This window comes from Micromonospora sp. DH14, from assembly GCF_029809455.1.
Taxonomy (GTDB): Bacteria; Actinomycetota; Actinomycetes; order Mycobacteriales; family Micromonosporaceae; genus Micromonospora; species Micromonospora parva.
On sequence record NZ_JARVKT010000011.1, the window covers coordinates 205,709 to 231,127 of the forward strand.

Sequence of the window (25,419 nt, forward strand, 5' to 3'; positions counted from 1 at the left end):
GGTGGGGGCACTGCACGGGCGTAGGTCTGCGCGGTTCGGATCGCCGCAATGCGCCCTGCACCGTCAGTTGGTGTCTCCGCTTTGCGGGACTGAGCTGGGGTCGTCCCGTAGACAGGTGTCCGGTCCCGCAGCGGGTCCGATCGTCGTGATCGAAGCCGTGCGGGACCGGACACCTGTCTGGCAAAGCACGTACCGGGCTCTCGGCTGATCAGCCGAAGCAGTTGGGCACGGGCGGTGAGCTGGGTGTGCAGTTGGTGGGCCGGTTGCCGGTGATGGCAGTCTTCTGGTCCACGGTGACCTGGCCGCCGTCGTTGAAGATCCCGCCGGGTGCCAGGGTGGAGATGTTGTCGGTGATCTTGCTTTCGGTGAGGTTGAGCGTGGCGTTGTTGTAGATCCCGCCGCCCTGCGAGCTTGAGCCGATGGCCCGGTTGCGGTCGACGTGGGTGCGGCGCAGTACGACGGTGCCGCTGCCGTTGTAGACGCCGCCGCCGTGTTCGATGGTGCTGTTCGTGCTGGCGACGTTCTCGCTGATCCGGCTCTCTTCGGCCACGAACTGGTTGATCTGGTTGAAGACGCCGCCGCCGCGTTGGCCGGCTTCGTTGTGGTGGACGTTGCCGTGCTTGAGCCGGAAGTCGCCGTCGGTGAAGATTCCGCCGCCCTCGCTGCCGGCCCGGTTGTCGTTGATCTCGACGTTCCTGGCCTCGGTGGTGGAGTCGATGCCGCCGCGGATGCCGCCGCCGCGGAAGCCTGCGGTGTTGTTGTCCAAGCGGACGTTGTCGAGCACGGCGACCTGGCTGTTCGACAGTCCGCCGCCAACGCCGCCGATCGGCACGATGTTGAAGGTGCCGATCGTGTTGTTGTAGCTCAGTCGGGTGTGCTGCACGGTGAGGTTGCCGTTGTTGAAGATGCCTCCACCGTCGAACACGGCGCTGTTGTTGCTGATGGTGCTGCCGCCGTCCTTCTTCTTGTCCTTGCTGTCCCAGTCCTTGCCGCCGCCGAGGATCTTCGTGACGCCGTAGTTGGCGATACCGCCACCCGGGCCGTTGGTGTGGTTGTAGACCACGTTCGTGTTCTCGATGGTGGCCCTGCCGCCGACGTCGATCCGGATGCCGCCGCCGCCCTGGCCAAGCCCACCATCGGCCAGCCCGCCCTTGATGGTGGCGTCGCGCAGCGTCAGGTCGCCGCCGGTCCCGACTTCGAGGATCCGGAACGGGGTGGCGTTGGCGGCGCGGACGATGGTGGATCCGTTTCCGTCGATCACGACGTGCTGGGTGATGATCGGCAGGCCGACCGCGCCGAACGGCACCGGCGGCTGGGGTGCTGACCTGTTGAGCGTGTAGGTGCACTTCTCGGCGAGGCGGAGCTTCGCCCCGGAGTCGGCGTTCGCGCGGACGATCGCCGCGATCAGTTCGTCGGCGTTGCAGGGTACGGGCCGGAAGTCGTCGCCCCGGCTGTCCCGATGGTCGTTGTCCTTCTTGTCCTTCTTCTCGTCCCTGCCGTCGCGGCCACCCGGGTCCTGGCCGCCGTGGTCGTCGCCGCTGCCCCGGCTGCCGTCGGCGAGGACCTGCGCTCCGGCGTTCGACGGGCTGCCGTCGTTCTTCCCGGCTGCCCCGCTCACTCCCGCCGAGGTGAAGGCGGCCAGACCGAGCACTCCGGTCAACCCGGCCGCCCCGGCGACGAGCCAACGCGCCCGGCGCCGCTTGGGCGGCGGGGCCTGGTCGGCCGCTACTTCGCTCATCTTCGGGTGTAGATAGTTGGACATCGAGCTACCCAGCCCTTCTCCGTACACCATGTTTCCGCACGTCGCAGTCGGTGCAGAAGGCGACAAATCGGTTATAGCCACCAAGGCGAAGGTAGTCGAGCGATGCTCACATCAACCGGGCTTATGCGAAAAAGACCTACATTCGGCGTAACTGCCACAGTCGTCCCGGTGGCCCCATCCGTTCCCATCTGGCCGACCGGCACCGGCCGAGCCGGCGCTGGATCACTCCCTCGGCGCGCCGAGGCGGGTAGTGCGCCGGTTTCGGCGCCGTTACTCGGGTGCTGGCGCTTGACGTGGGCGAGGTCAGCGACAAGAATTTACATGAATCGCTGTTAGCGTTAACAAACCCGTCCCAGTGCTGCGACGGCATCGTCATGCCGATGTGGTGACGGTCGCGACGGCCTGACTCCTCGGTCAGCACTACCACTGCAGGGGAGAAATCTATGCGAACGAGGGCAAGATGGCTCGCGGCGACCGCCGCGCTCGGGGTCGTCCTCGCCGGGGTGCTGACCTCGACCGGTCCGGCCAGCGCGGAATCCAACGGCGGGGTACGGGTGATGCCACTCGGCGACTCCATCACCGAGGGCACCCAGGTGCCGGGCGGGTACCGCATCGGGCTCTGGCAGCGCCTCGTCAACGGTCGATACACAGTCGACTTCGTCGGGTCGCAGTTCAACGGACCAGCCAGCCTGGGTGACCACGACCACCAGGGGCACCCGGGCTGGCGGATCGACCAGATCGACGCGAACATCGTCAACTGGCTCAACACCCAACGGCCGCGGACCGTCCTGCTGCACATCGGCACCAACGACATCCTGCAGAACTACAACGTGAGCACCGCGCCGAACCGGCTCTCCACCCTGATCGACCGGATCACCACGACGGCTCCCACCGCTGACGTGTTCGTCGCGCAGATCATCCCGCTGTCCAACAGCAACCAGGAGGCGGCCGTCCGCACGTTCAACGCGGCGATCCCCGGCATCGTGCAGAGCAAGGTGAACGCCGGCAAGCGGGTGCGCCTGGTCGACATGCACAGCGCCCTCACCACCGGCGACCTGATCGACGGCATCCACCCCACCTCCGGCGGCTACGACAAGATGGCCGCCCGCTGGTACAGCGCGTTGCAGTCGGTGCCCGGCAGCATCGGCGACCCGGGCAGCGGCTCCGGGCAGACCAACGCGATCGTGGGCGCGCTGTCCGGCCGTTGCATCGACGTCCCCGGCTCGTCCACCACCAACGGCACGCAGGTGCAGTTGTGGGACTGTCACGGTCGTACCAACCAGCAGTGGACCTACACGAGCAGCAAGGCACTCACCGTGTACGGCAACAAGTGCCTCGACGCCGCCGGCTACGGCACCTCCCCGGGCACCCAGGTCACCATCTACGACTGCCACGGCGGCACGAACCAGCAGTGGAACGTGAACGCCAACGGCACCATCACCGGGGTGCAGTCCGGCCTCTGCCTGGACCCCTACAACATGGGCACCGGCAACGGCACGAAGCTCGTCCTCTGGACCTGCACCGGCCAGAGCAACCAGCAGTGGAGCCGCCGATAGTTCGGGCGCTCGCGCCGGGTGGTCGGATCGCATCCCCACGTTCGACGTCGACTGACGGCTGGACTTCGGGATCAGCCAGTCCGTCCACCCGGCGCCGGCGACACCGCCCCCGGCCGGTCGACCCGTCCCGCCGAGTGTGGTGGCACCGCCAGCGAGGCTGAGTTCGGCGGCACTTCAGACGATGGGCAAACGTCGATGTTAACGCGCGCTCGACGCCGCCTCAAGGGCAGTGGTCGTGCTCTGGGCGGGGATCTGGGGCGATGCCTGCGGGAAGCCGGCCGAGTGTGTCTGGCTCCAAGATCCGTGGTTCGACAACGGTTGATGTTCCCAGCACGTTACGTCTTGACGAACGGCATGTTATCGCTCACAGTCGATGCCTAAGGACGACGACACCTTGGCTTTCCGGGCAAGCCTTGCCTCGTCGATCTCGAATCAGGCGTGCGCCAGGGCTCGCCGGCATCTTGTTAACGCTAACTTCTTGACGCCTGTTTGCTCGGCCACGCGTCGCGGTACGCCCACCCCGGGCAGGCCGTTCGGCTCTTGGTCATTGGAGGAGGATCATGTCTGCCCTCGATAGGTCTCCAACAATCGCACCGCCGTCGCGGCGGCAACGTTGGTGGTTGCCCCGTCTCCTCGCCGCCAGCGCGGCGGCGTTGATGGTCGGTGGCGCCGCCGTGGCGGTCGTGTCATCGCCCGCCGCAGCGGCGACTGTCGACACGAACGCGTGGTACGTGTTGGTCAACCGCAACAGCGGCAAGGCCCTGGACGTGTACAACCTGGCGACCAACGACGGCGCGCGGATCACGCAGTGGACCCGCAACAACGGTAACCAGCAGCAGTGGCAGTTCGTCGACTCCGGTGGTGGCTACTACCGGGTGAAGTCGCGGCTGTCCAACAAGGTGTTGGACGTCTCGGGCTTCTCGACCGCCAACGGCGGCGCAATCGTGCAGTGGAGCGACAACAACAGCACCAACCAGCAGTTCCGGTTGGCCGACTCGGACAGCGGTTACGTCCGGTTGATCAATCGGAACAGCAACAAGGTGATGGAGGTGCAGGGCGCCTCGACCGCCGACGGTGGAAACATCGTGCAGTACGACGACTGGAACGGCACCAACCAGCAGTGGCAGTTCGTCCGCGTCGGCGGTGGGACCGACCCCACCACGCCGCCGCCGACCGGCACCTGTGACCTGCCTTCGACGTACCGGTGGTCGTCGACGGGTGCGTTGGCGCAGCCGAGGTCGGGTTGGGTGTCGTTGAAGGACTTCACCGTCGCCCCCTACAACGGCCAGCAGCTGGTCTACGCCACCACGCACGATTTCGGGAGCAGCTGGGGTTCGATGAACTTCGGCCTGTTCTCGAATTATTCGCAGATGGGTTCGGCGAGTCAGAACGCGATGAACTCGGGGACGGTGGCGCCGTCGCTGTTCTACTTCGCGCCGCGCAACATCTGGGTGTTGGCGTATCAGTGGGGTGGGCCGGCGTTCTCGTACCGGACGTCGTCGGATCCGACGAACCCGAACGGGTGGTCGTCGCCGCAGACGTTGTTCAGTGGGAGCATCACTGGTTCGGGTACGGGTCCGATTGATCAGGCGGTGATCGGTGACGGGACGAACATGTACCTGTTCTTCGCCGGTGACAACGGGAAGATCTACCGGGCGAGTATGCCGATCGGGAACTTCCCGGGCAGTTTCGGGTCGAACTACACGACGATCATGAGTGACACGACGAACAACCTGTTCGAGGCGGTGCAGGTCTACAAGCTGCAGGGCCTGAACAAGTACCTGATGATCGTGGAGGCGATCGGGTCGCAGGGTCGCTACTTCCGGTCGTTCACCGCGACCAGCCTGGGTGGTTCGTGGACGCCGCAGGCCACCAGTGAGAGCAACCCGTTCGCGGGTAAGGCGAACAGTGGCGCGACCTGGACCAACGACATCAGCCACGGTGAGTTGCTGCGGACCAGCGCCGACCAGACCATGACCGTCGACGCCTGCAACCTGCAACTGCTCTACCAGGGTCGTTCCCCCAGCTCCAACGGCGTCGACTACGGTCTGCTGCCGTACCGGCCGGGTCTGCTGACGCTGCAGCGCTGACACGGCTCGATCACGCTCGACTGACCCGGAACGGGCGGGCTCGGCAGGACGCCGAGCCCGCCCGGCTCACGTTGGCAAGGCGGTCACGCCCCAGCTCACCCGACAGGCGTGCCGATGACGCAGGTCAGCACCCGGCCCTGACCACGGGTGACGCTCGACGTGGTCGTCGCGAACCCCTGGGCCGCGAGCAGTAGTTCGGTGGCGGCGAGGTTCGCGGTGGCGTGCGCGGCGCTGGGTCGTTCGCCGAAGACGTACAGCCGTCCCTCCGGGGCCAGCAGGCTTCGCATCCGAGCGATCAGTTGCGCCGCGTCGCCCAACCAGAAGAGGCTGACGTTCACCGCGAAGATCTTGGTGAAGTGTTCAGTCGGGAGGTCCGCGGACTCGAACCCGGCACACCGGATCTCGGCTCGGCCAGCATCGATGTGGCTGAGGTTCCGCCGGGTAGCGAGCCGTACCATCGTCGCGGCGCGGTCGATGGCGACGATGCGGCCGGTGGTGAGTTGACCGGCGACCAGGGAGACTGCCGCACCCCGGCCGCACCCGATCTCCAGCACCTGGTCGTCGGGCGCCACAGCCATGGTCTCCACCGCCCAGCGCTGCCGGTGCCCGACCGTCACCCGAACCGATTCGCTCGCCACGGGCGTCTGGTCAGGGCTGGACGGACCCCGATTGTGGGCCGGAAGAGCGGACCTCACCACGTCACTCGCCGGTGCCTTCTCTGCTCACAGCTCTGATTCCACTCTCTCGACGGAGTCAGTGCACCGTGTCCTCGGTCACCGCGCCCCATCTGACAGGTACGACAGCGATCAGTGCACGGGCACGGGCGCGACGTCCCCGAGGGCGTCCGGCGGGGCCGGGACGTGCTTCGGAGCGCCAGCGTTCACCATGTTCGCGGAGACGAGGGCCGCCGTGACCACAAATCCGACAGCGACCCAGTACGCGACCGAGTAGCCGTGCATCAGCGCCTCGTTCCGTACCTGGGTCTGGGCCGCCGGGCCGCCGTGCGAGAGCAGATAGGTGGCGGCGGAGCTGGTCGCGATGGTGTTGAGCAGCGCGGTGCCGATCGAACCGCCGACCTGCTGCGACGAGCCGAATTCGCGACCCTCACCACGCTAACGAGGTTGTGGAACGATCACCAAAGAATGTGCGTGCGGTTACAGGACCCGCGCTGGCAGGTAGCGCCGTCCTTGCGACCGCTTTGACAGCAAAAGCCGGGTTGAGGCGAGGTGGCCCAGCTACACGGCACGTCAATTGTGAGGCCCATTACTTTGTCGAACGTTCCAGATAAGACTAGCGTTCCGTCTCGCGAAGCCCCGCGCTCTGCGGCGGCTCATCACTCGAATGGATGTGCGGCGAGATGTCTGGACGGTTGGAATCGAAGGTGCTGGTCGTGACCGGTGGCACGCAGGGCATGGGCCTGGCGTTCGCCAGGCGGGCGGCCACGGAAGGTGCTCGGGTCGTCATCGGCGCCCGGGACAAGGACCGCGGCGAGGAGGTCGCCGCCCAGATCCGGACGGCGGGCGGTGCCGCCCTCTTCGTGCCCACCGACGTCACCGTGGAGGAAGAGATGGCGCGGCTCGTCGACGCCGCGGTGACGGAGTACGGGCGGCTGGACGGTGCGTTCAACAACGCCGGCGGCGGCCCGATGGCCAGCATGCGCGAGACCGACAGTGACAACTGGCACCGGTCGCTCGCCCTCAACCTGACGAGCGTCTTCTACGGACTCAAGTACGAGCTTCCGGCGATCATCGCCTCCGGTGGGGGCGCGATCGTCAACAACGCCTCCGTCTCCGGCGTGAAGGGTGACCCGACGCAGGCCGCCTACAACGCGGCGAAGCACGGGGTCATCGGTCTCACGCGCTCGGCCGCCCTCGACGTGGCGCGCTCCAATGTGCGGGTCAATGCCCTGGTCACCGGCCTGATCGACACCCCGCTCTGGCAGAACGTGGTCAGCCAGGCCCCGGAGGCGGCGCAGCGCTACCTGTCGACGCAGCCGACCGGCCGCGCCGGCACCTCCGACGAGGTCGCCGCGCTCACCACGTTCCTGCTCAGTGACGAGGCAACCTTCATCAGCGGCGCGTCCATCGCCATCGACGGCGCCTTCACCGCCTGAGGCAGACGCCGCCCGCACCGCCCGAGGCTTCGACGGTGCTTCACCGCGTGATGCGCATCGCGGACACATCTATGACCGCCCTGTCCGGGGTGGCGGCTCCAGCAGCCGCCACCCCGGACACCGCAACGCGTCAGGAGATCCGGTAGGCCCGCTGGATCGTCTGGGTGACGGTGTTGCCGGCGGTGTCGGTAGCGGCCAGTCGCAGCGAGACGAACCCGGCCCGTCGCGGATGACTGATCACGGCGACGTTCCGGAGCACCGGCAACGCGGCCCAGGTGCGGCCGTCGTCGAAGGACGCGGACACGCTGAGCGTGCGGTTGGGCGTGGCCTTCGAACCGACCTGCCGGTCCAGCGTCACCGGGATCGCCATGACCCGGCCGATCCGTGCCGTGTTGGTGTCGTCGAGCATGGGCGTCGGGCGAGCCGTGGTCAGGGGCAACCGCTCCGGTGACGTGGTGTGCGCCGAGGTGAAGGTCCAGGCCACCGAGACCGACGTCGACAGGGTGTCCGGGGCGCCGCGCGTGACAGTCGCCTCCAGTCGGTAGGTGGCCCTGCCGGCGGGCACCGCGAACTCGGCCCACGGGCTGTCCGAGCTGCCGATCTCCTTACCGTCGCGGAGCAGCCGGAACCGCACCGGCTGATCGTCGCGGCTGGCGGGGCGACCTGACGCGTCGCCGAACAGGGGCAGCGACGCGATCGAGATGGTGTCGCCGTCGCGGCCCGCGTACCCCAGTGGCGACAGGGTCGGCGCCTGGGCCACCGACGGCCCGAACGGTGCCGCGTTCCAGGTCTGGGTGTACGTCCGGCCGGCGGCGAAGGTCGAGTCCTGGGCGGTGAGGTTGTCCCCTTCGAGGAACGTGGACGTCCAGACGACGCCCCCGTCGGTGTTGTAGTACTCGACGCCCTTGAACGGCAGGTCGACGGGCGTGTTCGACCCGATCGGACCGGAGCCTCCCGGACCCGACGCGCGGTGGAACCGGGTGGCCGTCGTCGTGCTGGACTGGCTGCGGTAGGTCGCCCGGACGGTGGCCAGGTTCTTCGGCGACAGTTTCCTGGTCAGGCCGGTGAACATGTCGCCCTGCCGGACGTACGCCAGGTCGTAGGTGTAGGGGCTGTTCCGGAAGGTGCCGTCCCTGCCCGGTCGCGCGAGCCCGACGCCAAGCGTCGCGGTGAACTCGGGTGCGGTGACGGCGGGTCCGATCCGGCCGAAGAAGAGGTCCGCGAAGGACAGCCCGCTGAGTTGGACGCCCGGGTAGCGCAGGCCGTCGTCCCAGTTGGCGCTCACATTGATCGAGGTCGGCGCGGCGTCGTGCTGCGGCACCGTCAACGCGACAGGCTTGGCGGCACGGGCGTCGACCGCCTCGGTGACCGGGCCGCGTACGTCCAGGACCGGCTGCGCGAGCAGGGTCGACACGGAACCCTCGTGGATGGTGCTGTACAACGCGTAACGACCCTTGGGCAGCCGCAGGACGCCGCCGCCCGGTGCCACGGCGAGGGTGCTGAACTCGCCGGTGGTCAGGTTCGCCGCCACTGTCGTGTACTCGGTGGCCGGCTTGCCGTCGCGTCCGGTGTGGTCGAGCCGTACGTCGTAGCTCTCGATCTCGCGGTTCAGTGCGAACGGCGTGCGCACCCGCAGATCACCGGCACCGGTGGCGGTCAGCGCCCCCTGGTAGACGCCGTCCGGGGCGTCCACCCGGGTGTCCACGGTGATGGTCGCCTCGGCGCGGCCACCGGCCGGCACCACCAGGGTGGCCGGGCTGACGGTGAGCATGCCGGCCGGGGCCGGCGCGATGGCCAGCGTCAGGGTGACCGGTGTGGTGCCGGTGTTGCGGTAGCCGACGACCTGGGTGATCGGGCTGTCGTCGGCGTGTGGCCAGCGCTGCACCGGGAAGTCGATGGCGGCGATGTCGGCGGCGACCGGCTGGGCGACGGCGCGGGCGATGTCCACCCGGCCGGCGCCCTGCTCGTAGAGGGTGTCCTCGCCGGTCGGCTTGGCCGAGTCCATCAGGGCGGCCTTGAGCTGCGGGCCGGTCCAGTCCGGGTGCTGCCCGGCGAGGATCGCTGCGGTGCCGGCCACGTGTGGGGTCGCCATCGACGTACCCGACATGGTGGCGTAGTCGCCGCCGGGGGCCGCGGCCACGATGTCGACGCCCGGTGCGCTGATCTCGGGCTTGATGTGGTTGTCGCCGATGCGGGGACCTCGGCTGGAGAAGTAGGCCCGCTGGTCGTCGGCGTCCACAGCGGCGACGGCGAGAGCGTCGTCGGCGGAGGCCGGCGAGGAGACCGACTTCGGCTTTCCCTCGTTGCCCGCCGCGACCACGAAGAGGGTGCCGTACCGGTGGCTCAACTCCTGGACCGCGGTTTCCAGCGGGTCGAGTCCGGGCGCGTCGTCGCCGCCCAAGCTCACGTTGACCACCCGGGTCTGGGGCGCGAGCCACTGCATGCCGGTGATGATGTCCGAGTCCTGGCATTCGGTGGTGGCACAGACCTTGCCGACCAGCAGCTTCGCTCCCGGTGCCACGCCGCGGTACCTGCCGCCGGAGGCGGCGCCACTGCCGACGATCGTCGACGCCACGTGGGTGCCGTGGCCGACCGAGTCGCTGGGGTCGCCGCCGCCGGTGAAGTCCCGGACCTCGGTGAGGTGGCCGGCGAAGTCGGGGTGGTTGGCGTCGATCCCCGTGTCCAGCACGCCGACGGTGACGCCGGTGCCGTCGAAACCGGCCAGCCACGCCGTCGGGGCACCGATCTGCGGCACGCTGCGATCGAGGGAGACCGTGCGCTTGCCGTCCAGCCAGATGTGGGTGACGCCGGCGGTGAGGGTGCGCGCGGATGGCGTACCCCGGGTCAGCGACGCCCAGAGCGTCACCCGGTCGTCCCGGTCCGCCCGGACCGCGAGCGCGTGGGCGGCGGGCAGGTCGGCCCGCACGCGCCCGGAACCCCCGGTGGTCGCGGTCCGCGCCCGTGCCGCCGTGTTCTCGGGGTACGCGACCAGCAGCGGCAACTCGGCTGCCCGGTCGTCGTAGCCGAACTCGGCGAGCGTGGTGAGGTCGAACAGGCGGCGGTCGAGTCGCCCGTCCCGCACCAGCGGCATCGCGTCCACCGGGATGACGTACTGGTGACCGTCCTCCCGGTTGCTGACGAACCGCATGGCGGCCCGACCCGGGCCGCGCTGGATCTGCGGGCGACCCGCCGCGTCCAGCGACACCCGGTCCCCGGTGATCAGGGTGAAGGTCCCGGCGGTGCCGGGAGTCGGGGGCGTCGGCTGCGCGTTCGCCGGTTGCGCGGTCAGCCCCGCGGTAACCAGCGCGGTTGCGAGTACGCCGGCTGTCAGGGCGCGTCGTTGCCGTCGTCGCACATCGTCCTCTCCGCCACGGGCGTCTCCCGGGTCGGCACGATGACGCCTGGCCGGGTCGTCAGGTTGATCACAGTGGTGTGACGCGGGCCACAATCTCGCCCCGCGCCGACGCGACCGGTCCAACCAGCCGAGTTCCATGCGGCGGTGACCAGGAGACGAAGCGTGGGAGGGCACCGGTCGGATGCGTGACGCCGAGGAGTTCGACGCCCTCTACGCGGCCTGCGCTGGTCGGGTCGTGGGTCACGTGTACGCGCTCACCGGCAACCGCGCCGAGGCGGAGGACGCCGTCGCCGAGGCGTTCATGCGGGCCTGGCAGCGGTGGCGGACGGTGCGGGAGACGGACAGCCCGGAGGCGTGGGTCCGGCGGGTGGCCTCCCGGATCGCGGTGAGCAGCTGGCGCAAGGCGTTCAACCGGGTACGCGCACACCGCCGGGCCGCGGTCGACCAGAGCGTGCCCGGCCTGAACGAGGACCACGTCGCGCTGTTGCAGGCGCTGCAACGGCTGAGCCCCAACGAGCGGCGCGCCGTCGTGCTGCACCACCTCAACGATCTCAGCGTCGCGGAGGTGGCAGCCGAGATGCGGGCCCCCGTCGGGACCGTGAAGACGTACCTCGCCCGTGGCCGGCGAGCGATGGCCGGGTTGCTGACCGATGCGCACCAGGAGGAGACCTCCCATGGCTGATCCGCGCGACGATCTCACCGCGATCGTGGACGAGGTCCGGCGAGTCGCCACGCTGCCGGGGGCGCAGGCGTTGCGACAGCGCAGCGACCGGCGTCGGCGGCGTCGGGCGGCAGTGGGCGCGGCGGGGCTGGCCGTGGTGGCCGTCGCCGCTGGCACCGTCCTGTCACAGATCCGGAACGACGTCGAGGCGCCGGACGCCGGCCCGGCCGGCCAGGTCGCACCACCCGTGGTGCCGTCCGCGACCGCTTCGGCGGGACCGCAGGAGATCCTCGGCGGCCGGCGGCAGGTCCAGATCACGCTGCCCGGCATGCGCGGCGCGACGTTGGCGATCGACAGCGACGGTGACCAGGTGCGGGCCACCACCGACCAGGGCATCGACGATCGGGCGCTGTGGGTGCTGCGCCCCGAGGGCGACAGGTATCGGATCCTCCTGGCGGCCGGTGCCACCGAGGTCTGCATGACCGTCGTGCACGACGCCGCGCCGGGCAGCGTACGCGGCCGGGCCTGTGATGCCGCCGCGTCGACGCAGCTCTTCCGGATCGACCAGGTTCCCGACGGCAGCTACTCGATCTTCCAGGGCCGGCGCTACGTCCAGGTGGTCGACGGCACCAACGCCCTGGTGCCCGACCTGCCCGAGGGCCTGACCACCACGTACGAGTTCGAGGATCGTGGACCGACCCCGCGCTGACTGTCGAAACCTTTTCGTCAGAGCCAGACCACGATCCCGGTCAGGTCGTTGAGGACGGCGGCCACGCCCGCCCGGATGGCCGCCGCGCATCGTTCCGCGGTGAACGAGTTCGGGTCGTACGTCGAGGACATGCCGAGCCCCTCACCACGGAACGACGCGCCCTCCCAGTCGACGGCGGTGACGTTGTGGGTGGGCTCGGCCAGCTCCGCGCCGACTACCAGGAACTTCTCGTCCAGGTGGTTCGGGGTGACCAGTGCGAGCCCGTCGATGAGATCGTTTCCCGCGCTGACGATGAGGTCCGGACCCATCTCCATCGCCTTGGCGATGCTGGGGACGGCGTCGTGCGCGTTGCCGACAACGATCGTCCTGAGGTCGACGTGCTCGTCCTCGGCCCACTCCTTGACCGCTGTCACCAGGGCCTTGGTCGGGTTGTCGGTACCGCTGGTCAGCAGGACGACCCGGTAGTCCTTCGACGGGTGGACACCGGCCCACGAGCCGGGCTGCGGGGTGATGGTCGCCTCCGGCGCGGGCTTCGTGGCGGGGTCGACGAACCCGGGGCCGAGGGTGCCGATGGCGCTGGGCGCCGGACGTGGTTCGGACCAGTCGTCGCTGGAGTTGCAGGCGGTGACCAGTGCGGCGGTCGCGGCCAGCATGGCGACGGCCCGAAGCGGGGGGCGCAAGGTGATCGTCCTCCGGGTGGTGGCGGAATGTGCGCGTACTTCTTCGTATTCCTATCTCAATTCCGGTCACCGGCAATTGGTGGGCGGCCGGTCGGGGATGTTGTTCTCCGGCGGTTCGTCGGTACGCGGGTTGGTGTTCACCCACGACATGCAACGTGCACTGGCCAACCGAGGGAGTCGAATGTCAGGCCGGATCCGCCGTACCGTTATCGTCGCCGCTGTCGGTTTCGCCGCAGCGGTGGTTCCGTTTCTGGCCGCCGAATCGGCGTCCGCGCACGGTTTTTCGTCGACTGTGTACGCGAAAATAGCGGCGGGAGATGAGGGTCACATTCGAACGGCGGTGGAGCTCGAATACGACCTCCTTGTCGTCTCCGCCGCGGACGCCGGCCACGACGACCCGCTCTTCCAGGCCGGAACCGCGGCGTTCGAGGCGGGTGACACCACTGCGCAGGCCGCCGCCCTGAAGGGCCACGCGTCGACGGTCCTCGGCTACGTCTCCGACCGGTTCTCGGTGAGCTCCCGGGGTGCGGCCTGCCGGCCGACCCTGGTGGGTGACGCGACGATCGGCGCGCACGAGGGCGTGCCGTACGCGGACCTGCTGCTCGACTGGGCCTGTCCCGAGCGGGTCGACGAGCACGTGGTGCGCAGTGACCTCTTCCCGGACGGCGAGGGCTACGTCAAGGGTACGAAGACGATCGTCACCTACGAGATCGACGGCCGGTCGGGCAGCGCGGCGCTCGACGCCGCCAACCCGTCCTTCTCGACCGCGCAGGCCTGGTACGAGCGGTTCGGCGAGTTCTTCGTCCTGGGCGCCGAGCATCTGCTGAGCGGTATCGACCACATCCTGTTCCTGCTGGCGCTCATCGCCGGGTCGCGACGGCTCCGGGAGATCGTGCTCGCGGCCACCAGTTTCACGGTGGCGCACTCGGTGACGTTCATGCTCGCCGCGCTCGGCCTGGTCGAGGTGCCGGGGGCGATCGTGGAGCCGATCATCGCGTTGTCGATCGCCGTCGTCGCCGGCTGGCACCTGTGGGGAATCTGGCGGCGCGGTGAGCACGCCACCGACCTGGAGACGGCCGGGCGCGGTCACTTCAGCCTGGACCGGGCCGGTTGGATCCGCCTTGGCGTGGTGTTCTGCTTCGGTCTCGTGCACGGCCTGGGCTTCGCTGGCGCGTTGGGCATCGACGAGGCGTGGTCGTGGACCCTGCTGTGGTCCCTGCTGGTGTTCAACATCGGCATCGAAGTCGTTCAGTTGACGATTATCGCGGTCGTCTTCCCGCTGCTGTTCGTGCTGCGGCGTCGTGCGCCGAAAGCCGGCCTCTGGGCGACCGGGGCCGTTTCTGCGGGCGTGTCCTTTATGGGGTTGATCTGGTTTGTGCAGCGCATTTCTGGATCATGAGTAAGGCTAAGTAGTTCGTGAAGTGCAGTCTTTCGCAAGATCACGTTCACAGTCGGTTCATCGGGCAGCGAAAGCGTGGATTTGCTTCCCCAGCGTCGGGTGAAGGCACATCTATTTCTCTATTTGAAAAGGGAACAATGTCGATGACATTGAGCACCTCGTCACGGGCTTCCGCGCTCGTACGGCGTCGCCTGGTCGCCGGGGTCGCAGCCGGCTTCCTGGGCCTGGGCGCGGCTCTCGGTAGTGGCCTGGTGGCCACCGCGAGCGCGGCCGAGTCCACCACGATCACCGGTGTGGTCCTCGGCGTCGGCGCCAACGAGACCCAGCGCATCGTGAGCTGGTACTCCTCCGCCGACACCGCGCAGAAGATCCAGCTCGCCCCGACCGCCGAGATCGTCAACGGCGAGTTCCCGGCCGGCGCCGTCAGCTTCGACGCCGTTGGTGCGGCGAACACCTCCACCACCGGGTTCAACCGGCACGCCACGATCAGCAACCTGCGCGAGAACACGGCGTACTCGTACCGGGTCGGCGCCGAGGGCAGCTGGTCCCCGGCGTACTCCTTCAAGACGCGGGACTTCGAGGGTGACTTCGACTTCCTGTTCTTCGGCGACCCGCAGATCGGCGCCTCCGGTGACGTCGCGAAGGACCAGGCCGGGTGGGCGGAGACCCTGAAGGTCTCCACCGCGGCGAACCCGAACGCCGAACTGCTGGTCTCCGGCGGCGACCACGTCGAGTCCGCGAACAACGAGGCTCAGTGGGACGCGTACCTCGCCCCGGACCAGCTGCGGCAGTACCCGACGGCGGCCACCATCGGTAACCACGATGTCGGCGGCAAGTCCTGGGAGCAGCACCACTTCACCCCGAACACGGACCGCTCGGCCCAGTACTACGCCGGTGACCAGGCGACCCGCTCCGGCGGCGACTACTGGTACATCTACAAGGACGTGCTGTTCATCGACATCAACAGCAACAGCTACGTCAACCCGGCTGACGGCTCGCCCGGTGGCGACGCGGCGCACGTCGCGTACATCTCCGACGTGGTCAAGAAGCACGGATCCGAGGCGAAGTGGAAGGTGCTGGTCTACCACCACGCCATCTACTCGGCGGCGAGCCACTCCACCGACGCGGACAACAAGAACCGCCGGAAGGACTTCACGACCGCCTTCTCCGACCTTGGCATCGACATGGTGCTGCAGGGTCACGACCACGTCTACACCCGCAGCTACTCCATCAAGAACGGTCAGAAGGAGAACCCGGCCGAGAAGCCGGGTGCGGCCGACGTGTTCCCCGGTCCGGGCGGCGTCATCTACGTGACCGCCAACTCGGCCTCCGGCTCGAAGTACTACGACATCAAGAAGCCGGACGGCTCCGGCACTGGCGTCGAGGGACTCGGCCCGGACCCGCTCAACCCGAGCAACTACTGGTTCAACTCGGCGGAGAACCAGGAGCACGTCCGCAGCTACGTCAAGGTGCAGGTCAAGGCCGACAAGCTGGTGCTCCAGAACATCCGCAGTGGCACCTGTGCGGCGCCGAACGCGGCCGTCGAGAAGGGCGTCTCCTGCGTCAACACCCCCGAGGGTCAGCCGGTCGGCTCGATCGTTGACAACACGACCATCCACCCCTACCACGGTGACGGCCAGGCCATCCAGGTCAACGTGCCGAACCCGGCTCCGGGCGAGTTCGGCTGGACGATCGACGGCTACAACGGTCTGGTCGACCTGGGTACCGCGCAGGAGCGCGACGGCACCTACTTCCAGGCCAACGGCAAGATCAACCCGATCCTCGTGTCGGACAGCCGCCGTTCGCTCGCCCCGTGGTCGATCTCGGCCAACGTCGGCGACTTCTCCGACGCCGACCAGAAGTTCTCCGGCTCCTACCTCGGTTGGAGCCCGTACGTGCTCGACGCCGGAGCGGGCGCCGAGGCCGGTGCCCCGGTCCTGTCGTCCTACGACGACCAGGGCAAGGGCCTCTCGGTCTCCAGCGCCCTCGCCGCCGCCGCGCAGGGTCACCCGCGTGGTGGCGCGAAGCTCGGCGCCGACCTGGATCTGAAGATCCCGGACAGCATCGCGAAGGGTAGCTACCGCACCACCCTCACGATCACCGCGCTGAGCAGCTGACCGAACAGTTCCACGGGCGGGGTAGGCACCTTCGGGTGTCTACCCCGCCACCCATTTGCCATCCGCCCAAGATCACCTCAAGGAACCGACATGTACCCGTCCGTCACTTGCTGGAAGACCAGGCCCACCGCACTCCTCCGTACGACCGCACTGTCCCTGCTCGCCGTCGTCGCGGCAGTCGGCGTCGGTGCCGGCCCCGCCCGGGCGGCGGACGGCAACGTCGCCTGGACGGTCCGGACGGCGTCCAACGGTTACGGCGAGGCCCGGTCCAGCTACAGCTACAACGTCAACCCGGGTGGGGCCGTCGAGGACGCCATGGTCGTGGCCAACCGCGGCGCGGCCCCGCTGACCCTCTCCGTGTACGCGGCCGACGGCTTCACCACCGACGCCGGCCAGCTCGACCTGCTCACCAGGGAGAAGAAGTCCACAGCGGTCGGCGCCTGGGTGAAGCCGAACGCCGGCAGTGTCGTGATCCAGCCCGGCAAGACCGCCCAGGTCCCGTTCACGGTCGACGTTCCGGAGAACGCCACGCCCGGGGACTACGTCGGCGGCATCCTCACCACCCTGACCCAGGCCGACCAGGCGGAGGGGATCAACGTCGACCGGCGCCTCGGTATCCGGATCAAGCTGCGGGTCGGCGGCGAGCTGAAGCCGAACCTCGCGATCGAGGACCTGCACGTGACGTACGCCGGACCGACCAACCCGTTCAGCAAGGGTGACGCCACCATCACCTACAAGGTCCACAACGTCGGCAACGCGGCCCTGTCCGGAAACCAGGCGGTGACCGTCTCCGGCCCGTTCGGCCTGCTGCGGGTCCGGGCCGCTGACGTCGCCGCGCCGCCGGAGCTGCTCCCAGGTGAGAGCTGGAACGTGACGGTGCCCGTACACGGCGTGGCTCCGGTCATCTCGCTGGCCGCTACCGCGACCCTGACGCCGCTGCTCACCGACGCCTCGGGCTCCACCACCCCGCTCAAGCAGGTGCAGGCCACCGCGCACGGCTGGGCCCTGCCCTGGACGCTGGTTTTGGCTCTCGTCGTGCTGATCGCCGTGCTCGTCGGGGCGTACCTGTACCGGCGCCGCAACCGGGCGCTGAGCAGGGCGCGCGAGGACGCCCGCGTCCGCGACGCCGTCGAGCAGGCGCTGCGCGGCCCGGAGCCGCAGACCTCCTGATCGCCGCAGCCGCCCCACGAGGTCGGCGAGCGTGCGCGTTCGTCCTTGTGGGTGAACGGCCCTCAGCTCCGGAGCACGCCCGTTCCCGAGCCGGCATGCTGCGACGGTGACGCCGGCACGGAGGGGGAATCCACATGGTTGACGGGGATGTGCCAGAGCGGATGCAGGCCGCGGCCTTCGACGAGTTCGGCGGGCCGGAGGTGATCACCCTCCGCAAGCTGCCGATCCCGCAGGTCGCCGACGACGAGGTGCTGATCAAGGTGTGGAGCGCCGGCGTCGGGGTGTGGGACGCGTACGAGCGGGAGGGTGTGCTGGTGCCGGAGGGCTCGGCACTGCCGATCGTGCCCGGCTCCGACGGCGCCGGAACCGTCATCGCGGCCGGCGGCAAGGTGACGAACCTGGCCGTGGGCGACCTGGTCTACGTCTCCGCCACCACCCGGCCCAAGGGCGGCCTCTACGCCGAGTACGCGTCGGTCAAGGCGGAGTACGCGGCGAAGGTGCCCGACGGTGTGCCGGCCGAGCACGCCGGTGCCATGCCCACCGACGCGCTGACCGCGCTGGCCGGCCTCGACACCGTCAGCCTGTCGGCCGGCGACTGGTTGCTGATCTTCGGGGCGAGCGGCGGCCAGGGCCACCTGGCCGTGCAGTTGGCGAAGCGGCAGGGCCTCAACGTGATCGCCGTGGCGTCCGGGGCGGACGGTGTCGCGCTGGTGACCCGGCTCGGCGCCGATGTGTCGGTCGACGGGCACGGCGACATGACCGAGGTGCTGGCCCGGATCCGGGACGCGGCACCGGGAGGGGTGAACGCCATCCTGGCGATGGCCGGCGGGCCGACGCTGGACCGGCTCACCGAGGCGCTTGCCGACGGTGGGGTGGTCGCGTACGCCCACGGGGTGCGGCCGGAGCCGCAGGAACACCCGGGCGTCACGGTCCGCGCGTACGACGGCGAATCGAACCCCCGGCAGTTGCAACGCCTCAACGAACTCATCGAGGCGGGGCCGTTCGTGGTGCACGTCGCCGAGACGTTCCCCCTGGGCAAGGTGCGGGACGCGCACCAGCGCCTCCAGACCTCCTACGCCGGCAAGCTCCTGCTGACGGTGGCCTGAGAGGTCAGGACGTGCGCTGTTGCGGCACGCGTACCGATGCCATGCCGGCCGCCGTCGCGGCCTGGATGCCCAGGTCGGTGTCCTCGAAGACCAGGCAGGACTCCGGGGGTACGCCGAGCTGCCGCGCCGCGAGCAGGAACGCCTCCGGGTCGGGCTTGGCCAGGGTGTAGTCGTCGGCGCAGACCAGCACGTCAAACCGGTCCAGCAGGCCCAGCGCGTCCAGGGAGGCGGTGACCGACGCGCGGGTGCTGCCGGAGACCACGGCGAACGGAACCCGCCGGTGCGCGTCGTGGATGTGCGCCAACACCTCCGGCACCGCGGCGAGCTGCGGCAACAACTCCTGGTAGTAGCTCTCCCGGCGCTCGACCACGGCAGCCACCGGCATGGCCAGACCCTGCTGCTCGTTCAGCTCGACGATGATGTCGGCGGTGGGCCGCCCACCCCAGGCGTAGAAGAGGTCCTCCGGGAACTCGCAGCCCCACTCCGCGAGGGCCCGCTGCCAGGCCACGTAGTGCAGCGGCATCGAATCGACGATGGTGCCGTCGCAGTCGAACAAATACGCGGCGAACGGCCCGGGAGGCAGCGGCAGACTCACCCGGGGAAGGGTACAGCTCACCCGCTCGTGACAGCCTTCAGCTGGCTGAGCAGGTACGCGCGCTCCGGTTCGGTGCCGACCAACGTCAACGCGCTGCGGTACGCGGCCGCGGCCTCGTCGTACCGGCCGAGCCGGCGCAGCAGGTCGGCCCGCGCCGCCGGATAGGGATGGTGGCCGCGCAGGCGCGGATCGTCGGCCAACTCGTCGAGCAGCGCCAACCCCGCCTCCGGTCCGTCCCGCATGGCCACCGCGGCGGCCCGGTTCAGTGCGACGACCGGTGAGGGCACCAGGCCGAGCAGCACGTCGTAGAGCGCCACCACCTGCGGCCAGTCGGTGCCGGCCACGTCGGGAGCCTCGTCGTGCAGCGCGGCGATGGCGGCCTGGACCGCGTACGGCCCGGGCGCCCGGCCGGTCAGCGCGACCACCACCAGGCCGCGCCCCTCCTCGATCATGTGACGGTCCCAGCGCCCCCGATCCTGGTCGTCGAGCAGGATCATGGCCCCGTCCGGCCCGGTGCGCGCGTCGCGCCGGGCATGGACGAGCAGCATCAGGCCGAGCAGCCCGGCGGCTTCCCGCTCGGCCGGCAGCAGCCGGCGCAGAATCCGGCCCAGCCGGATGGCCTCCTCGGCCAGGTCGATCCGTTGCAGATCCGGGCCGGAGCTGGCCGCGTACCCCTCGGTGAAGATCGAGTAGACGGCCTGGAGCACCGTGGGCAGGCGACCGGGCAGCTCGTCGTCGCCCGGCACCCGGAACGGGATGCGTGCGTCACGGATCTTCCGTTTGGCGCGGACGAGTCGCTGGGCCATGGTGGTGGGCGGCACCAGGAAGGCCCGCGCGACCTCGGCGGTGGTGAGCCCGGCCAGGAACCGCAGGGTGAGCGCGGCGCGGTCCGGCACGGCCAGGGCCGGGTGCGCGCAGGTGAAGAAGAGCGCCAGCCGGTCGTCGGGCAGGTCACGGTCCGCGTCGGCGGGCGGGGCGTGATCGGCCCGCTCGGCCTCCGCCCGCAGTACGGCGAGCCGGGTGGCCAGCACCCGGTCACGCCGCAACCGGTCCACCGCCCGACGCCGGGCAGTGGTGAGCAGCCAGGCGCCCGGCCGGCTCGGGACGCCGTCGGTCGGCCAGTGCGTCAGCGCCGCCTCGATGGCCTCGGAGGCGACCTCCTCGGCCAGGTCGAGGTCGCCGAAGCGGCGCACGAGCGAGGCGAGCAGTCGGCCGCGTTCCTCCCGGAACACGGCCTCCACCGACGACCCGACGGCCGCCCTCTCATCCGGCACGCTCAGACCTGCACGTCGATCTCGGCGATCGGACGGACCTGGACCGATCCGGGACCGGTGGCCCCGGGGCTGCGGGCGGCCCACTCCAGCGCGGCGTCGAGGTCCGGCACGTCGATGACGTCGTACCCACCGAGCAGCTCACGGGTCTCGGCAAACGGTCCGTCGGTGATCGTGCGCTCGCCAGCGGCGCTCACCTGCACCGTCGTACAGGTGGTCAGGTCCTGCAGCGGATGACCCGAGACCCAGACCCCGGCGTCCTTCATCTCCCGGTCGTAGCGGATCCAGTCCTCGAAGCTGCACCCGTTGTCGACGACCTCTCCGTCGACCATGGGACTCATGAACAGCAGCATGTACTTCACGTTTCGGCTCCTCTCGGTGCGGCGGTTCGCCGTACAGCATGACGACGAACGGTGACCGCGGATATCGACACGGTCCGGCAGCCTTTTCTGGCCGGCTCCGCTCACCGCAGGCGTGGCCGCGCCGGGTCGGCTCGTTCGTCGCGTCGGTCCATCCGTCGCTCGAACCAGGTCACGCCGATCAGGAAGGCGGTGAGCACTGTGAGCGCCGCCAGTGGCGGCAGGGACCGGCCGATCGGCAGCAGGGGCAGCGGCAGCAGCGCGGCGACGACCTGCGTCGGAACCACCGTGCCGACGGTCAGCCGTCGGAAGACCAGCCTGCTGAGCAGGTAAATGGCGGTGCCGCCGTAGAGCGCTGTCGCTGCCTCCCACCCGAGGCGACCCGGATGCGCCGACTCCCCGGTGAGGTGGGCGATCACCTCCTCGATGCCGAGCGCCACGTAGATCGCGCCGATGATCAGCGTGGAGTGCGCGAGGCCGTACGCGTCGCCGGCCACGCTGGCCCGTCGCTCACCCGGCACGTTGCCGACGGCCCCCCTGGCGGTGGACGCCAGCCGATCGAAGTAGAGCCACCACAGGCAGACCGTGCTGGTGAGGCCGAGCAGTGCGGCCAGTAGCGCGGGGCCGACCGGGGCCATCGCCCTGGGGCCCGCGCCGGCGGAGATCAGGGACTCACCCAGCGCGATGATGAGCACCAGGCCGTACCGCTCGGTGAAGTGGTCCACGCTGCGCAGTTGCCACGGCCGGAAGGCGGACGCGATCCGGGCACCGCCGATGTTCAGCAGAAACGCCACCGTCCAGAGCACCGTCTGGGCCGCACCGCCGAGCAGGGCACCGAGGATCAGGGGAACCCAGCCCAGCACCACCGGCACCGTGAAGAACCGCAGCGTCAAGCGCAGCGCGGGGTTCGTCGCGCTCGCCCAGAACAGAATCACCAGCTGCACGGCCCGGCCGACCACGTACGCCAGCGCGAGAGTCAGCGGCGCGTCGAACAGCTCCGGGCTCTGCTGCCACGCGTCCGGCAACACCAGCGCGGCCACGAAGATCGCCGCCATCGCGACCAGGGTGGCGGCGCGGACCGGGCCGACGTCCGGCCGGACCAGGTTTCCCACCCAGATGTACGGCGACCAGGAGTAGAGCAGCAGAAGCAGCAGGAGCAGCCCCTGGGCCAGGGTGAGCGCGCCCGGCGACCCCGCCATGAACGTGATGACCCGGGTGAGTGCGAAGACGAAGACCAGGTCGAAGAAGATCTCGAACATCGTGGTCCGGTGCGTCACCCCCGTAGGCACCGGACGAATATCCGAGATCCTCCTCATCCTGGCATTCTGCGCTATTTCGCTCGGCGCTTCGTCCGGTCTCCTCGCTCAGCGCCGTCCGGCGTCAGGTCGCCGCGTCCGTCCGGCGTCGGCTGCGCTCAGCCCGCCGCCGCACCTGCTGGTACGCGCCGGTCAGCCCCATCGCCCGGCGCACCTCGAGCACTGTCTGGCGTACCTCCTGGCGGGTCCGCTCCGTGCCCTCGACGATCAGCCGGTCGACCAGACCCCGGTCAGCTTCGATTTCGGCCCGACGCTGCCGGATCGGCGCCAGGAACCCCTCCAGTGCGACGACCAGCCGTTCCTTGACCTCCACGTCACCCACCCGCCCGGCCCGGTAACGCCGGGCCAGGTCGGCGACCTCGTCGCGGTCCGGATTGAAAACCTCGTGGTACGCGAACACCGGGTTGCCCTCCACAGTGCCCGGCACGTCGGCCCGCACCCGGTTCGGGTCGGTGTACATGCCCAGCACCTTGCGACGCACCGTCGCCGCGTCGTCGGAGAGCCCGATGGTGTTGCCCCGGCTCTTGCTCATCTTGGCCGCGCCGTCGGTGCCCACCAGGCTCGGCGTGTCCGCCGGGATCAGCTCGGGCACCGGGAAGACCGGTCCGTACAGGTGGTTGAACCGCCGGGCGATCTCCCTGGTCACCTCGACGTGGGCGGCGTTGTCCCGGCCGACCGGGACCACCTCCCCCTTGACGCAGAGGATGTCCGCGGCCTGGAGCACCGGGTAACCCAGCAGCCCGTACGGCATCTCCTCCTTGCCGGCGTCGCGGGCCATGTCCTTGAGCGAGGGCACCCGTTCCAACCGGGGAACGGTCACCAGGTTCTGCAGGAGGGTGTTGAGATCGCCGACCTCGGGGATGGCCGACTGGAGGTAGAAGGTTGCCCGGTCCGGGTCGACCCCGGCGGCGAGGATGTCGGTCACCATCTCGCGGGCGTTGCCGGAGACCTGGTCGATGTCCTCGCGGCGGTTGCGAGTGGTGAGCATGTGCAGGTCGGCGATGATGAAGAAGCTCTCGTAACGCTGGTGCAGCCGCACCCGGTTGGCGATGCTGCCGACGTAGTGGCCGAGGTGCAGGCGGCCGGTGGGCCGGTCACCGGTGAGCATTCGTGCGACGGACATGGTGGTGCCTCTCGTTATCCGAAGGTGGGTCACGCACGGGCGCGCGCCGACCAGGGCTGGCTCAGCCCAGGTCGGTCAGCGGAATCGACTCAGCGAGTCGTCCGCCATCGCGCGCCGGCGCGGAACCGCAGGCCACCGGCACGGAGGACGTTCAGAAGTTGCTCACGGCCGTCGCCGGAGCTGGTCGGGATCTGGGGCACGGCACCGAGGTCGAGGCCGTCGACCAGGTCGACAGCCTCGGATGCGCAATTGCCCGTCCGGACCACGGCCTCAGATTACCCGCGGGATGGCACCGGGAGGGGGGAGGTAGCTGTCGGCGTAGTAGGTGCCGACGCGGTCCCGGTACTCCGGGTCGGCCGCATCCGGGTCGAACGGTGGTGCGTCCTTGATCTGCTCTCGGGTCCGGTCGACGTGCACGACACGTTCCTGGTGATCCACCCGCGTCACCGTCCCGGCCGGCAGCAGCACCTTCTGACCGAAGATCCACGGACCGGTGTCCACCACCAGGTGCGCGGCGTCCGCCGCGTCGCTCGCCTCGTCGATGGTGCCGACGCGCCCATCGCTCGCCTGCACCTGATAGCCCACCAGGTCGACCGGGGTGCCCGGGCCGGGCGCGTCCGGGCCGTCGTGCCCACCCTGATCCTGCGGAGGGGTGACCGAGGGTGTGGTCTGCGTGTAGCCGCCGGCCAGGGCGGACGGGTCACGCCAGGCCCAGGGGTTGAAGGTCGAGGGTTGCATGGGGGCACCTCCAGGGGACGGTCCTCAGCTGTCCCCCTTCGCAGTGCCCATCCCGCCGCGGCCGGAAACAGTCAGCGCCCTGCGCCGGCCGCGCCCGCCCGGGTGGGTCAGCGCGTTCGCGTTGCCGACGGCGGCCCGCTGAGCAGGTGCGCTGGCATACTCGGCTGCCATGGTGCTGTCGCGAGGGTGGAGCCTCTTCCTGGTCGGTGTCGGCGTCTGGACCTGGGTGATCTGGCCGAGGTTCGCGGTGGCCATCTGGCAGGACCCGCGGTCCTGGGCGTCCGGAACGGTGGCCGACGGCCCGGCCACCAGCTTCCTGTGGGTGCACGCGTTGCTGATCGCCGCGTCGCTGGCGATCGGCACCACCGCCGGGGTCCTCGGCGTCCGGGCCTGGCTGGCCACCCGGCGGCGGCAGACGTCCTGATTCCCCTCGCCGCTCGCGCCGACCAGGCGCCACCGGTGGCCGGGGTGACCGTCGTGGAGCGGGATGCACTCACGCCACGGCCGGCGTCGACGGTCCTGACCTGGGAAAACAGCTCGGACGCGCGAATGTGACGCGCGCCGCTACCCGTGGATTTGACGATCAAACCCGCAGACGCGTAACTTTCTCTCTGCCAGCGCGGAACGGGGCAAACGGGACGAAGGTCCTGAAGCACCGGAACGGGATGGCAACCGGGTCGAGCAGGGGTTCGCTCCTGCGGGACACGGTCCGGGCGGGGCTAGCCGGATCGGCCGTGAGGCGGATTTGGTGCGGCGAAGCCGACCGGGTAAGGTTCACGACCGGCAGGGAACCGGGCGAGACTGCGGGACACCGCAGCGGCCGGCCTGCCGAATCCGACGACCTGACGCAGCGGTTCGCTGCTGCGTGAGTGCGCCGGCGCTGACCCGTACGAAGCATGACAGACCGGGACACACGGTTTGACACGGCAGAGACGGTGAGGTAACGTAGTAAAAGTGCCCGGCGCGAGAGCGGCGGGGATGCGGAACGAAAAGCCCCGGTTGGGGTTCCACTTGGGTGGGGCTTCTGGTCGGTGTGTGGTTGTTCTTTGAGAACTCAACAGGGTGCTTGTAAAGCCAGTGCCAATTATGATTTATACCCCGGACTGGTCAGTTTTTGCTGGCTGGTTGGGATTCCTTTGGCAACAATTTGTTTGTTGTCAGGATTGTTTTCCAATTTTTTGTTGGAGAGTTTGATCCTGGCTCAGGACGAACGCTGGCGGCGTGCTTAACACATGCAAGTCGAGCGGAAAGGCCCTTCGGGGTACTCGAGCGGCGAACGGGTGAGTAACACGTGAGCAA

21 protein-coding genes and 1 rRNA gene are annotated in these 25,419 nt (G+C 69.3%); 11 read left to right on the forward strand and 11 right to left on the reverse strand.

The genetic code is table 11. From position 1 onward, the window contains the following. Positions 1-208: 208 nt before the first annotated feature. Positions 209-1,792, reverse strand: coding sequence for a hypothetical protein (locus tag QCZ28_RS17230; protein WP_279517576.1), 1,584 nt, complete (start codon positions 1,790-1,792; stop codon positions 209-211). A 413-nt stretch (positions 1,793-2,205) separates the two neighbouring features. Between QCZ28_RS17230 and QCZ28_RS17235 the strand changes: the two genes are divergently transcribed. Together QCZ28_RS17235 and QCZ28_RS17240 are read left to right on the forward strand one after the other, a co-directional pair. Further along, a complete protein-coding gene (locus QCZ28_RS17235) occupies positions 2,206-3,318 on the forward strand; it encodes a ricin-type beta-trefoil lectin domain protein (protein ID WP_279517577.1) in 1,113 nt (370 codons plus the stop codon). A 560-nt stretch (positions 3,319-3,878) separates the two neighbouring features. Further along, positions 3,879-5,408: a non-reducing end alpha-L-arabinofuranosidase family hydrolase gene (locus QCZ28_RS17240; RefSeq protein WP_279517578.1), complete on the forward strand. Its 1,530-nt coding sequence runs from the start codon at positions 3,879-3,881 to the stop codon at positions 5,406-5,408. 95 nt (positions 5,409-5,503) lie between these two features. On the opposite strand, the gene QCZ28_RS17245 is transcribed toward QCZ28_RS17240, so the two are convergent. Both QCZ28_RS17245 and QCZ28_RS17250 read right to left on the reverse strand, forming a co-directional pair. Then, the gene (locus tag QCZ28_RS17245) at positions 5,504-6,046 is read right to left on the reverse strand and encodes a class I SAM-dependent methyltransferase (RefSeq protein WP_279517579.1); all 543 of its coding nucleotides are present in this window, start codon (positions 6,044-6,046) and stop codon (positions 5,504-5,506) included. Positions 6,047-6,214: 168 nt separating this feature from the next. Next, entirely contained in the window at positions 6,215-6,367 is a 153-nt protein-coding gene (locus QCZ28_RS17250; RefSeq protein WP_279517580.1) for a hypothetical protein, read from the reverse strand. Between the two features lie 398 nt (positions 6,368-6,765). On the opposite strand from QCZ28_RS17250, the gene QCZ28_RS17255 reads away from it, so the two are divergent. Continuing rightward, positions 6,766-7,521 carry a glucose 1-dehydrogenase gene (locus tag QCZ28_RS17255; protein WP_279517581.1) on the forward strand — a complete coding sequence of 252 codons (756 nt, stop codon included), beginning with the start codon at positions 6,766-6,768 and terminating at the stop codon, positions 7,519-7,521. 130 nt (positions 7,522-7,651) lie between these two features. Here the strand turns inward: QCZ28_RS17255 and QCZ28_RS17260 are convergent, their stop codons facing one another. Continuing rightward, on the reverse strand, positions 7,652-10,876 hold the full coding sequence (locus QCZ28_RS17260) for a S8 family serine peptidase (protein ID WP_279517582.1): 3,225 nt from the start codon (positions 10,874-10,876) through the stop codon (positions 7,652-7,654). A 181-nt stretch (positions 10,877-11,057) separates the two neighbouring features. Between QCZ28_RS17260 and QCZ28_RS17265 the strand changes: the two genes are divergently transcribed. Together QCZ28_RS17265 and QCZ28_RS17270 are read left to right on the forward strand one after the other, a co-directional pair. Continuing rightward, a complete protein-coding gene (locus QCZ28_RS17265; protein WP_030338094.1) occupies positions 11,058-11,558 on the forward strand; it encodes a sigma-70 family RNA polymerase sigma factor in 501 nt (166 codons plus the stop codon). Next, positions 11,551-12,246 (forward strand): hypothetical protein, encoded by a 696-nt coding sequence (locus QCZ28_RS17270; RefSeq protein WP_279517583.1) that lies wholly within the window; start codon positions 11,551-11,553, stop codon positions 12,244-12,246. The genes QCZ28_RS17265 and QCZ28_RS17270 overlap by 8 nt, the downstream gene beginning before the upstream one ends. Before the next feature lie 17 nt (positions 12,247-12,263). Here the strand turns inward: QCZ28_RS17270 and QCZ28_RS17275 are convergent, their stop codons facing one another. Next, complete coding sequence (locus QCZ28_RS17275; RefSeq protein WP_279517584.1) at positions 12,264-12,926, reverse strand: hypothetical protein; 663 nt, start codon at positions 12,924-12,926, stop codon at positions 12,264-12,266. Between the two features lie 340 nt (positions 12,927-13,266). On the opposite strand from QCZ28_RS17275, the gene QCZ28_RS17280 reads away from it, so the two are divergent. From QCZ28_RS17280 to QCZ28_RS17295, 4 genes are all read left to right on the forward strand, one after another. After that, positions 13,267-14,325, forward strand: a complete 1,059-nt coding sequence (locus tag QCZ28_RS17280) for a HupE/UreJ family protein (RefSeq protein WP_279517585.1) — start codon at positions 13,267-13,269, stop codon at positions 14,323-14,325. 143 nt (positions 14,326-14,468) lie between these two features. Then, positions 14,469-16,442 (forward strand): metallophosphoesterase family protein, encoded by a 1,974-nt coding sequence (locus QCZ28_RS17285; RefSeq protein WP_279517586.1) that lies wholly within the window; start codon positions 14,469-14,471, stop codon positions 16,440-16,442. 90 nt (positions 16,443-16,532) lie between these two features. Continuing rightward, on the forward strand, positions 16,533-17,612 hold the full coding sequence (locus tag QCZ28_RS17290; RefSeq protein WP_279517587.1) for a DUF916 domain-containing protein: 1,080 nt from the start codon (positions 16,533-16,535) through the stop codon (positions 17,610-17,612). Positions 17,613-17,746: 134 nt separating this feature from the next. Then, complete coding sequence (locus QCZ28_RS17295; protein WP_279517588.1) at positions 17,747-18,718, forward strand: NADP-dependent oxidoreductase; 972 nt, start codon at positions 17,747-17,749, stop codon at positions 18,716-18,718. Positions 18,719-18,722: 4 nt separating this feature from the next. On the opposite strand, the gene QCZ28_RS17300 is transcribed toward QCZ28_RS17295, so the two are convergent. The 6 genes from QCZ28_RS17300 to QCZ28_RS17325 all read right to left on the reverse strand — a co-directional run bounded on the left by QCZ28_RS17300 (position 18,723) and on the right by QCZ28_RS17325 (position 24,120). Next, positions 18,723-19,313, reverse strand: coding sequence for an HAD-IA family hydrolase (locus QCZ28_RS17300; RefSeq protein WP_279517589.1), 591 nt, complete (start codon positions 19,311-19,313; stop codon positions 18,723-18,725). A gap of 17 nt (positions 19,314-19,330) precedes the next feature. Further along, positions 19,331-20,587: a sigma-70 family RNA polymerase sigma factor gene (locus QCZ28_RS17305; protein WP_279517590.1), complete on the reverse strand. Its 1,257-nt coding sequence runs from the start codon at positions 20,585-20,587 to the stop codon at positions 19,331-19,333. 2 nt (positions 20,588-20,589) lie between these two features. Further along, a complete protein-coding gene (locus tag QCZ28_RS17310) occupies positions 20,590-20,937 on the reverse strand; it encodes a YciI family protein (protein WP_279517604.1) in 348 nt (115 codons plus the stop codon). Positions 20,938-21,047: 110 nt separating this feature from the next. Next, positions 21,048-22,259 carry a low temperature requirement protein A gene (locus QCZ28_RS17315; protein ID WP_279517591.1) on the reverse strand — a complete coding sequence of 404 codons (1,212 nt, stop codon included), beginning with the start codon at positions 22,257-22,259 and terminating at the stop codon, positions 21,048-21,050. 64 nt (positions 22,260-22,323) lie between these two features. Next, entirely contained in the window at positions 22,324-23,382 is a 1,059-nt protein-coding gene (trpS, locus tag QCZ28_RS17320) for a tryptophan--tRNA ligase (RefSeq protein WP_279517592.1), read from the reverse strand. A gap of 270 nt (positions 23,383-23,652) precedes the next feature. After that, positions 23,653-24,120 carry a PRC-barrel domain-containing protein gene (locus QCZ28_RS17325; protein WP_279517593.1) on the reverse strand — a complete coding sequence of 156 codons (468 nt, stop codon included), beginning with the start codon at positions 24,118-24,120 and terminating at the stop codon, positions 23,653-23,655. 169 nt (positions 24,121-24,289) lie between these two features. On the opposite strand from QCZ28_RS17325, the gene QCZ28_RS17330 reads away from it, so the two are divergent. Both QCZ28_RS17330 and QCZ28_RS17335 read left to right on the forward strand, forming a co-directional pair. Beyond that, a complete protein-coding gene (locus QCZ28_RS17330) occupies positions 24,290-24,544 on the forward strand; it encodes a hypothetical protein (RefSeq protein WP_030338067.1) in 255 nt (84 codons plus the stop codon). A gap of 754 nt (positions 24,545-25,298) precedes the next feature. Continuing rightward, positions 25,299-25,419 (forward strand): 16S ribosomal RNA (locus QCZ28_RS17335); the annotation flags it as partial.